An 11232-nucleotide genomic window follows, 5' to 3' on the forward strand; every position below is an offset into this window, starting at 1 on the left:
AGCGCAACCGCAAGGACCCCGCGCCATACGATGCTGAGAAATACAAGTGGCGAAACCTGGTCGAGCGGCTGTTCAACAAGCTCAAGAACTGGCGCCGCGTCGCCACCAGATACGACAAGACAAAGGAATCCTACCTTGGCTTCGTCGCCATCGCAGCAGCCAAGCTTTGGTTACCCTTTGTCCACGAGACCTAGATGCTCGTAGGGCCGCTTCCGTTCGAGTGATATCCTCAGGCTGGCTTTCGATCGGGGCCACCGGAGCCCCACAAGGCTCGTGCGAACAGGTTCCGCCTACGCTTGCGCGGGACAAGATCAATGTCGCTGACAAGCTTGGCCCCGTCTACGCGCCGCTCCAGGGTGATCTTGCGGGTGTGGAAGGCCTCCAGCTCGGCGCGGTGCGCCACGCTTATGATGGTGACTTTCGGCAACTGACGAATGAGCATTTCCATCATCTTGCCCTGACCATTCTCGTCAAGCGCTGCGGTTGCTTCATCCAGCACGACGATATCGGGAGAATGTAAAAGCAGACGTGCGAAGGCGAGCCGCTGCTTTTCACCACCCGACAAGGTCTGGTCCCAGGGCGCATCTTCCATGATCCTTGCGGCGAGATAGGTGAGGCCTACCTTATCGAGCGCGGCATTGATCTCTTCGATCGTCCATTTGTCGGCGGGGGCGGGATAAGCGACCGCCCGGCGAAGCGTGCCCGAGGGGATATAGGGCCGTTGTGGCAACATGAACAGCTGCTTGTTGGAGTGGAAATTGACGCTGCCGCCACCCCAGGGCCACAGGCCCGCGACGGCCCTTACAAGCGTGCTCTTGCCTGAACCGGATTCGCCAGCCACGAGCACCCGCTCGCCCGGTTCGATTTCGACCTCTGTTTCCTTGACCACGGACGTTCCGTCGTCGAGGGTAACGGAGAGATTGTCCAGGCTGAGTATCGTTCCGTCTTTGGTTTCGCCTCGACCGATGCGTCCCAGGGCGTCGCTCTGTTCGGCGCGCTCGAGCCCGTCGAGCGACATCATGAGGGAGGCGATGCGTCGTGCGGAGGCGTTCCAATCGGCGAGACGCGGGTAGTTGTCGACAAGCCATCCGAAGGCGCCCTGCACAATGGCAAAGGCGGAAGCTGCCTGCATGACCTGTCCAAGTGTCATGCCGCCTTCGAGAAATTTCGGAGCACAAAGCAAAATCGGCACAACCGGGGCAAACAGGCTCGACCCCTGCGATACAAGGGCCGTGCGCATGTGCTGGCCTGTAAGCAACGCCCATTGCCTCAGCACATGGCCGAACGTCTTGTCGATGCCGCTGCGCTCCTCTTCCTCGCCACCGAGCAATGCGATGCTCTCGCCGTTTTCCCGCACGCGCGTCAGCGTGTAGCGAAATTCTGCCTCCGCTTGATTTTTCTCTTCGGAGAGATGGACGAAATGACGGCCGATGACCACCATCGAAATCGAGGTAATAGCGGCATAGATTACAGCCGTAATGACGAGGAAACCGGGAACCCTTATGCTCCAACCATCGATCGTGAAGCTCAGTGCTCCGCCTATCGTCCAAAGCACCACGATGAAGGTCGCGGCCGACAGAAAGGCGGTGAGGACACCCGCGACGAAGTCGACAGGGGATTCTGTGGCAATTCGCAAATCCTCTGATATGCGGGCTTCTGGATTCTGGTGATCGCCGCCGACAAGGTTCAATTGATAATAGCGGCCGCTTGCGAGCCAACGCGCGATTACCGCTGTGGTCACCCAGGAACGCCAGCGGCGCTGAATTGTCATGCGAACGTAGACCTGCGCAACGACAAGGCTTCCACTGCCGAGCACGAGGGGTACGAATACGCCGCTCAGGAAATAAACCGTGCTGGAATTACGCTGCTCAATGGCATCGAAAATCACGCGATTCCAGACATTGATCCCATACTGGAAGCCGACATTGACGCATATCAAGATCAGTAGCCCAATCGTGAATGGCCAGGCGAGTCGATCGCCACCGAGGCTCCAGTAGCCGCGCGCACTGATCCAGAAACGCCTGAGCAGATATGTCTTAAGCGCCTGCGCGGTCTGCTCAGGCGTCAGCCCCGGATCCGGTTGGACAGCTTCGGGCGGCGGCGCGGTCTGGCCGTCGACTTCAGGCATGAATTCGGCAGGTGATACGTTCTCCTGGCTAGGATGCTCTTGGCAACACTGCTTGGGACGTGCCTTCCCGGCACCGCGTGGGTTGGCACCGGTGACCGATTTCGATTTGGATTCAACCCCTGACATTCAGCCGACAACGGCTTGAAAATCAGAAGGTTTCATTCCTGCCGGCCTATCCGCATTTACCTCCGCACTTCCCTGCGGCGGCCGCGCCGACGCCGACATCGGGCACTGTTCGAAATCTCCATAGCCATCGACTGTGGACCGCGGGTTCCTGCATGAGAGGTTTTCGTACGCCTGCCGGCACCCTAAACCCTTCACCAAAGCGGTCGTTCCCTCTGGCTTCTCGCGTTCCTTTAAGCGGACATCTTCTGCAGCGACATCGTGCTCGACATTGCGGTGGTGGCGGCAGACTCCCGGTGGCCCTCAGGCAGCTTCCGGAGTGGGATGTTCTACCAGCGGCAGGCGCTGTCGGTTGACCGCCTGCTCAAGTCAGCTTCTTCCAAGCCTGTAGCTCAAGAGCTTCGTTAAAGGTCGCCGGCTCCCATCCTGCGTCCAGCGCGCGATTGACAAGCGCCTGCTGACTTTCTGGAGCAAGGCCGCCGATAGGCGGGTCCCGATCAAGGTTGGTCGGAAATGAGTAACCTTCGGCGCAAGCTGCGACTGCGTTTCGAGCCGCTGCCCTGCTCAACCGGCCATCGGCAAGCATCCGCCGCAGCACCGGAAAAAGCACGGCGCTCGTTTTCGTGCGGTCGACGCTTTCCATTGCCCGTCCGTAGCCCGATGAAACCTGCAGCAGATTCGCCATGCGCTGGATATCCGACGATCGGTTGGTGCCGGCGGCATGGAAGAGGGCTGGATTGAAGAAGGCTGCGTCGCCCTTTTTCAGCGGAAGCTGGATGTGGTGCTCGGCAAAATACGCTTGAAACTCCGGCCGGCCTGTCGCGAGATAGCCCGGCAGATAGGTCTGCGAATATGGCAGGTAGAGTGTCGGACCGCTTTCCAGCGGCATGTCGCAATGCGCGACCGCGCCCTGCAGCGTCAGCACTGGCGAGATCCGATGCACATGGACGGGGTATCGTTCGATCTCTGCCGTGGTCTGGAAGCCGAGATGATAGTCGCGGTGGGCCGACTGTGCCGCGCCGCCGGGTCTCACATTGTTGACCTGTGAGGTGACCTGGTATGCCGGTCCGAGCCAGGCTTCGGACACAAGGGCGATGACATCGTTGCCGTAGTAGGCAGCGAAAGCTTCCGGATCGCGCAAGCATAGCTTTTCGAGTGCATTCCACACGCGGTCATTGGCACCCGGCTTGGCGAAATGATCGCCGCCGCCGGTGCCGGCGCTCCTCTCTGCCGCGATCATTGCGTTGAAGGCCAGCGTGGCGGCGTCGACCACCGCCGTGTCCTCGAAGGCGCCCCGCAGGACGACAAGGCCTGGCCCATCGGTCATCGCCTCGACCCACTCTGCCATGAGCGCCTTGCGCTGGCCCGGGTCCACGGCCGCAGAGCGAATCGATGCACCGTCGTAGACCGGAGCATTCTTTACGATCTCGCTGGCGAACGGATAGTCCGCCGCGTTGGTCGTCCGTTCAACAATCGCGGCGAAATCGTTAATGGCGCACGAGTCGGCGGTGAGCCAGACGCGGTCGGACCTAAGCTCTTTCAAGTTGTCGGCTTTCATCGTCTCCTCCGATCGGTCTTGTCGTACGTGGATGCCAAGATTATAGCTGGCGATGCGTCGAAAAATACCTCCTGGATTCCTCAAAAACACCTCAAAAGCGCTCGCTGGCAATGTCTCGTCCGTTTCTCGCCAAGGACATCGCACTTCAGGCCGGTGTCAGTCTCGCGACGGTCGATCGCGTTCTGAACGGACGCGAAGGCGTTCGCCAGCATACCGTTCGGCGGGTTGAGCAGGCGATCCGGGAACTGGGTCAGCAGCGAGCCCAAGTCGGGATTGTTGGGCGGAAATTCATTCTTGATCTCGTGATGGAAGCACCGGTGCGCTTTAGCGACGCCGTACGTTCGGCGCTGGAAACGGAGATGCCGGCACTTCACCCCGCGGTGTTTCGATGCCGCCATCACCTTTCCGAGAAGCGGACAGCGGCCGACACTGTTTCGCTGCTCGATGCGATCCGACGCCGCGGAAGCAACGGCGTCCTCCTGAAGGCGCCGGATGTCGCCGAAATCGTATCGGCTGTGGACCGCCTGGTTCGCGAGGGGATACCCGTTGTCGCCCTCGTTACGGACCTGCCCAACAGCCGCCGGCACGCCTATGTCGGCGTCGACAATCGCGCAGCTGGCGAAACTGCTGCCTACCTTATCGGCGAATGGCTGGGCAGTCGGCGAGCCGATGTGCTTGTCACACTCAGCAGCAGCCGGTTTCGCGGCGAGGAAGAGCGCGAGATCGGCTTTCGCCGCGTGTTGCGGGAGCGGTACCCGTCAATCGATGTCGTCGAGGTCAGCGAGGGCTATGGCATCGACGGCGCAACAGGTGACCTCGTCCATGCTGCGCTCAGACGCAATCCAGGGATAGCTGCCGTCTATTCGGCCGGCGGCGGCAATGCTGCGATCGTCCAGGCCTTCGCCGAGATGCGACGGCCCTGCCATGTCTTCATTGGCCACGATCTCGATGCCGACAATCTGGTTCTGCTGCGAAGCCGGCGCATCTCGGCTGTCCTACACCACGACCTCAGGCAGGACATGCGCAGCGCCTGCATCCATGTGATGCAGGCTCAGGGCGCGCTGCCGAAATCGGTGATGTCAGCGCCGTCCAACGTCAGTGTAATTACGCCGTTCAATATGCCGGCGGCTCCCGTTTAGCATGCCGGCAGCCATTGCCTGGTGCCGGCATCGCGGATTTGCCCGGATTGCGCGCGGTAAAGTCTACGCCACCGAAAAATCCGCATGGGTCACCGCCAGGTTGGTTCCAATGATCGCGAACAGAATGCCACCGCCGGCACCGGTCCCGTTCGCGTCGTAGTAGAGCTTGCCAGTGTCGGTCTCGTAGATGATGCGGTCGCTGGCATCGCCGGCGAGCCCGGTGGTGTTGGCGCGGAAAGCCGACGCCGCAAGCGTGCCGGTCGACAGCGCGCTGAAGATGTTGTCCGACACCAGGAAGCGGTCGTCGGCCACGTTGAAGTCGGCGATGGTGTCGACATTGCCGCCGCCGAGCGCTGTGGCGAAGACGAAGGTGTCGTCGCCGGCGAGGCCGCGCAGCGTATCCGCGCCACCCTTGCCCTCCAGCCGATTGTCGCCATAGTTGCCCGTGATCTCCTGCGCGAACTCGTTGCCGGTCAGCTTGATCGCTGACGTGCCGGTCGATCCGTTGGTCGTCAACAGTTCGACGCCAACGCCTGCCTTGAGAACATAGTCGACCGCCGCCATCACCCGGTCCGCGCTACCGCCCGAAGCGGAAGCGGATTCGACGATAATGTCGCCGGAATTGTAGACGCGATAGATGTCGTTGCCGCCGCGCCCGGTCAGCGTGTCCGCCGCACCAGCCCCACCGTCGCTGAGAATGTTGGCGCCGTCGTTGCCGGTGATCGACTGTGCAAGCGCATTGCCGGTCAGGTCGATGGCGGATTTTCCGGCTGAACTGGTGGTCGTCATCAGTTCGATGCCGACCCCGGCTTTGAGGACGTAGTCGACACCTGCGCTCACCCGGTCGGCGCTGCCGCCGGAAGCGGAGGTGGATTCGACGATAACGTCGCCGGAGTTGTAAACGATGTAGATGTCGTTGCCGCCGCGCCCGGTCATGGTGTCCGCCGCGCCGGCTCCGCCGTCGCTAAGAATGTTGGCGCCGTCATTGCCGGTGATCGACTGTGCCAGCGCATTGCCGGTCAGGTCGATGGCGGACGTGCCGGTCGAACTGGTGGTCGTCAGCAGTTCGACGCCCACACCGGCCTTGAGAACGTAGTCCACCGAGGCCATCACCCGGTCGGCGGAGCCGCCCGAGGCGGAGCTGGATTCGACAACTATGTCGCCTGAACTGTTGACGACATAGGTGTCGCTGCCGGCGAGACCGGTCATCGTATCCCGGCCGGCGCCACCGTTCAAAATGTTGGCGGCGCCATTGCCGGTAAGACTGTCGTCCCCGCCGCCGCCTGTCAGGTTCTCGATGGAAAAAAGCGTATCCGAGCCGCTGCTGCCGCTGGCGGTGCCGGTCGTGAGATTGGCGGTCACCGCAGCGGTCTCGTTGGCGAAGGAGGCCGTGTCGGTGCCACTGCCCCCATCGAGCGTGTCGCCACCGCCACGGAAGCCGTTGCCGGAATAGAGCAGGGTGTCGTTGCCATCGAGACCATAGAGTGTATTGGCCCCGTCGTTGCCCATGAGCTGATTGGCGAGTTCATTGCCCTCGAGATAAAATGCGCGGGACCCGGTGATGCCGCCATTCTCGATATTGTCGCCGAGCGTATAGCCGTCCGAAATCATATCTGGATTGTCCAGCGCCAGCACGTACACGCTGTCCGTGCCTTCGTTGGCGTTTTCGACCACTGTGTCGTAACGCGTAAGCACGATGCCGTTGCCGATGATCAGATCTTGCAGGAAGTAGGTGTCGTCGCCGGCGCCGCCGAGCAGCGTATCGTCGCCCGTCGCGCCGGACAGCTTGTCGTCGCCGCCGTAACCGGTCAGCTTGTTGGCTCCGGTGTTGCCGAACAGCCGGTTGTTCCCGGAATTGCCGTAGAGATCGAAATTCATGCTGCCGAGCAGCTCGCCGCTCTCCACATTCGAGGTCAGCACGTAGTAGTCGGGCGATCCGTTGATGTGGATCGGGGTCACGGTAACGTAGTCGTCGCCGCCATCCGCGTTTTCGGAGACGATGTCGTAGATCCCGCCGGTGCGGTCGTTGAGGACATATTTGTCGTTGCCGAGGCCCCCGATTAGGAAATCCTGTCCGTCGCCGCCGTTCAGCGTATCGTTGCCCCCTTCGCCGTAGAGCCAGTTGCCGCCGATGTCGTCGAACATCGTGTTGCCGAGACTGTTGCCGTGCAGCGTGAAACCGGAGGCATTGTGGCCGACGATCGCTCCCGTCTCGACGTTCGCTGTCATCGTGTAGGACCGGACGCTGCCGCTCACGTCCATCACCAGGACCGTGTCGTTGCCCTCGCCGGCATTTTCGACGACGGTGTCGTAGGCGCCGTTCGTCACGTCGAAGAGATTATAGACGTCGTTGCCGGTCGTGCCCTCCAGCCGGTCGGTGCCGTTTCCGCCCTGAAGCGTGTCGTTGCCGGCGCCGCCATTCAGGTAGTCGTCGCCATCCTGGCCGTAGAGCGTGTTGGAACCGATGTCGTCGAACAGCCGGTTGCCCAGTTCGTTGCCGTAAAGCGTGAAACCGTTGGTGTTGTGGCCGACGCTCGCCCCGTTCTCGATATCATGGTTGAGACTGTAGCTCGTCGGGCCGCCGGCGACTTGCATGACCAGCACCATGTCGGTGCCGCCGCCTTGGGAATTGAGATCCTCGCTGACGAAGTCGTAGGAGCCGTTCGAGGCGACATCGAAAAGCCGATAGACGTCGTCGCCCTTTCCGCCGGAGAGGATGTCGTAGTCCGCGCCGCCGTTCAGCGTGTCATTGCCGTCCCCGCCATAGAGGTGGTCCGTTCCGGCGCCTCCGTCGATCGTGTCGTTGCCCACCGCACCGCTGAGGGTGTCGGCGCCGAGCCCGCCGCGGACATCGTCGTCCCACACCGTTCCGTGGATGTTGTCCGAGAGATCGCTGCCGTTCGTCAGATAGAGATGGTCCGGAGAGAGACGATAGATGGTGATCGTCGACGCGATGGAAATGCTGTCGTAGTCGACCCAATGCTCGCCGATCGTGCCGCCGGTATCGGCATTGTCGACGACGCGGATCTGGCCGTCGGACGCGCGCGGTCCTTCCGTCACCAGCGTCGTGTGCTGTCCGCCGCCGCTCCACCCCAGGCGCACGATGTCGCCCGGCCGGACTAGCGTCTGCCAGTCGGCGACGGCGCTGTCCGAGCCGCGGTGGACGATCCGCCAGAAGCCGCCATCCTGATTATCCGCCGGATCAAGCGACTGGGTGTGATCGAACTGCTCCGGGAAAGTGGCGCCGGCTGCCGCGGCGGCCGCGGCGGCGATGAAATGGCAATCGTTGGGATTGAGGACGCCGCTGTAGGTCGACCCGATCAGCTTTGCTTCGGCAACCACGTCGCCCGGATCAACCGTGCCGTCGAATACGGTGCTGTTGAGCCCGGTTGGCAAGGTCTTGATGGCAAGCTCCTGAAAGGCACGGTCCGTTCCATTGTCGGCCCATTCAACCTCCAGGAAGACATTGGAGCAGATGTTGTTGCCGGCGACGATGGTGATGTTGCCGAATTCCGAGCTGGTGACATCGATCTGGTTGGCGAAACCGCCGCCGATGTCGACGCCGTTGCGCAGGACGTGCGTGAGCGAGGTATTAGTCGGATCCCAGTAGCTGAAATTGGACCCAGTCAGGTCCGTCGCCGACCAATAGGCTATTCTGAGCCCCGTGATGCCGGAAGCCTCGGCTCCATAGGCCTGGGTCAGAAGATTTTTCAGCGTGACGGTGCCGCCTGGCGCCGCAAAGAACGGGATCGCCAGACTGTCATACTGATATGTGTCGGTCATGGTGGAAATCTCCCGTATTGACGAGCGCAGAATGCCTGCGGTCGCTGCGACGCCAAGCCACTTGTCCGGCTGCGCACGAATGCGAACCTTGAGGTACGCTCTCGATCCTTCTCGATTGCCCGACCCTTGGGCCGCCATTTAACAGCAGCACCCGAAATCTCTCGTGAAAGCAGTGCGAATTTTGCGTGAAGCCAGCGATAGTTGTGCTAAACGACAATCAATTCGCGCCGAAAAGTTTGAGCCACGAAACCGGAAGTAAGGCGTCGGAGATGCTGCGTGGATAACAGCGATGCTGGAACTGAAACTACTCGGTGACTTCGATCTTCGTGATGGAAGCTTCGAGCCGGTGGTTGTCGGTGCCCGGAAAAACAAGGCCTTGCTGGCGATACTTGCGCTCGCGCCGTCGGCGTCGCTGGCGCGCGAGCGGATCGTCAGATTGCTGTGGAGCGATCGCGGCCAGGTCCAGGCTCAGGCGAGCCTCCGCCAGTCTCTGGTGGCATTGAGGAAGGATATGGCGGCATTGCCCCTGCCGCTGATCCAGGTCATTGACGACCGGCTGACGCTCGACCGCAGCCGCCTTAAGATCGACGCCGTCGAATTTCAGCGGCTCGGCGCGTCCAATGATATCGAGTCGTTGCGCCGCGCCGCTACTCTGTATCGCGATGAGTTGCTGGCCGATCTCGACATAAAGGATCCCGGGTTTGAAAGGTGGCTCGGGTCGGAGCGCCAGCGATTGTCCGACCTTGCCATCGGCCTGTTCGAGAAGCTGTCCGCCCATGAGACCGGCGGTGCGAGGATCGAAGCCACCAAGCGGCTTGTCGGGCTCGACCCGCTGCGGGAGGCCTCGCACCGCATGCTGATGACAGCCTATGCCGCCGCCGGTGAAAAGGGGCTGGCGATGCGGCAGTACGAACTCTGCCGCGCCGCGCTGAACGAAGAGCTCGACGTAGCGCCCGGAGAGGAGACCGAGGCCCTGCGTCAGCGACTGTTGAAAGAGCTGGCCGCAGCAAGCCTGCCGGCGCGCGGCGGACTTTTGTCGCGGACCGAAGCACGAACGGCCCATGAGGAAAAGCCTTCGGTCGCCGTGCTGCCCTTCGACGTTATGAGTGCCGATGCCGACCTCGGAGATTTTTGCGACGGACTTGTCGAGGACATCACCACCGGCCTGTCCCGCATCAAGACGATCCGGGTCGTCGCCCGAAACACCATGTTCACCTACAAGAATCAAGCCGTCGACGTCCGTGCGGTGGGGCGCGACCTCGCCGTTCGCTACGCGCTCGAGGGCAGCGTGCGGCGGTCGGGAACGCGCATACGCGTCACGGCGCAGCTGATCGAGGCAGCGAACGGCCATCATGTGTGGGCAGGGAAGTTCGACCGCCAGGGAGTCGACGCTTTCGACTTGCAGGACGAGATCACCAGCGGCATCGTCGCCTCGGTCCAGACGCAGATCATCCTGAACGAAGGAAGGGCAACTGCGCTCGACGGACGGGCCGACGCCGTGGCCCCGCTCCTGGCGCGATCATGGCAGCAGTTCCTGGGTCTGACGGAGAAATCCCTCGCCGAATCGAGGACGCTCGCGGAACGGGCGCTTTGCCTCGATCCGCACAGCGGATTCGCGCACCGCATGGTTTCCGTCTGTCTCTACCACCAGGCCTATATGGGCTTCGTGCCCTGGACGAACGACCTGGTCGACGAGGCTCACCGGCACGCCAAGATCGCGATCGAGGCGGCGGACGCAGATGAATACAGCCATTGGGCAATGGCATGCGCGGAGTTGCTGCGGTCGGAGCACGAGCGAGCGGCGACTTCACTGAAACGCGCCCTCCAGATCAATCCCAACTGTTCGCTGGCGCACGGAGCGCTCGGCACTGTGCTCGCCTGGGCCGGGCGGCCGGATGCAGCTGTCAAAAGCAACGAGATCGCATTGCAGATCAACCCGGACGATCCGTCGATCTTCTTCAGACATTTCGGGCTGGCGCTCGCCCACTATCTTGCGCTCCGGTACGATCAGGCTCTTGTCCACGCCAGCGCCGTGGTGCAGGCGCGTCCGGTCTGGTGGCTTGGCCTGTTGCTGTTCGCGGCCAGCCTTGCCCAATCGGGCCAGCTCGGGGACGCCGGCCGGGTTCTGGGCGAACTGACGCGCGTGCTGCCCGACACCGCCCTTTCCGCCTTGAACGTTCTCCCATTTGCAAGCGCTCGCAACCGGGAGCATCTGCTCGAAGGCGTGGCAAAGGCGGGAGTGCTGGGCTGATAGCTGAAGGTCCGTTCTCAGTTCGCGGATATCTCATAGCAGCCGTTCCGCTTTCGTGAAGAGTTTCGGGCGCCGGCAGGCGTACGAAAGTCGCCGAGGAACGAACCCGCGGGCCACGAAGCGATGGCTATTGGGATTTCGATCTTCGGCTGATGTCGGGGATGGCGTGACCGCCGTCGGGAAAGGCCGGGATGGATGCGGACGGACCGCTTCGGCTTCCGGGCGCGCGGCATTGTCGGCTCGACGCATG

General features: G+C 62.1%; 5 protein-coding genes and 1 pseudogene. 3 read left to right on the plus strand and 3 right to left on the minus strand.

The annotated features are described in order from the left end of the window. Positions 1-194, plus strand: a pseudogene (locus ABMA59_RS36440) (IS5 family transposase); the annotation flags it as partial. A 35-nt stretch (positions 195-229) separates the two neighbouring features. Here the strand turns inward: ABMA59_RS36440 and ABMA59_RS36445 are convergent. Then, on the minus strand, positions 230-2254 hold the full coding sequence (locus ABMA59_RS36445) for an ABC transporter ATP-binding protein/permease (protein ID WP_349010223.1): 2025 nt from the start codon (positions 2252-2254) through the stop codon (positions 230-232). A gap of 361 nt (positions 2255-2615) precedes the next feature. Further along, the gene (locus ABMA59_RS36450) at positions 2616-3809 is read right to left on the minus strand and encodes a phytanoyl-CoA dioxygenase family protein (RefSeq protein ID WP_349010224.1); all 1194 of its coding nucleotides are present in this window, start codon (positions 3807-3809) and stop codon (positions 2616-2618) included. A 110-nt stretch (positions 3810-3919) separates the two neighbouring features. Here ABMA59_RS36450 and ABMA59_RS36455 point away from each other — a divergent pair, with 110 nt between their 5' ends. Beyond that, complete coding sequence (locus tag ABMA59_RS36455) at positions 3920-4948, plus strand: LacI family DNA-binding transcriptional regulator (protein ID WP_349010225.1); 1029 nt, start codon at positions 3920-3922, stop codon at positions 4946-4948. A 63-nt stretch (positions 4949-5011) separates the two neighbouring features. Here the strand turns inward: ABMA59_RS36455 and ABMA59_RS36460 are convergent, their stop codons facing one another. Next, on the minus strand, positions 5012-8731 hold the full coding sequence (locus ABMA59_RS36460; RefSeq protein WP_349010226.1) for a beta strand repeat-containing protein: 3720 nt from the start codon (positions 8729-8731) through the stop codon (positions 5012-5014). Between the two features lie 289 nt (positions 8732-9020). On the opposite strand from ABMA59_RS36460, the gene ABMA59_RS36465 reads away from it, so the two are divergent. Continuing rightward, positions 9021-10982 (plus strand): BTAD domain-containing putative transcriptional regulator, encoded by a 1962-nt coding sequence (locus tag ABMA59_RS36465; protein WP_349010227.1) that lies wholly within the window; start codon positions 9021-9023, stop codon positions 10980-10982. Positions 10983-11232 lie beyond the last annotated feature (250 nt).

The sequence above is a fragment of the Mesorhizobium yinganensis genome (genome assembly GCF_040081985.1).
GTDB lineage: Bacteria > Pseudomonadota > Alphaproteobacteria > Rhizobiales > Rhizobiaceae > Kumtagia > Kumtagia yinganensis.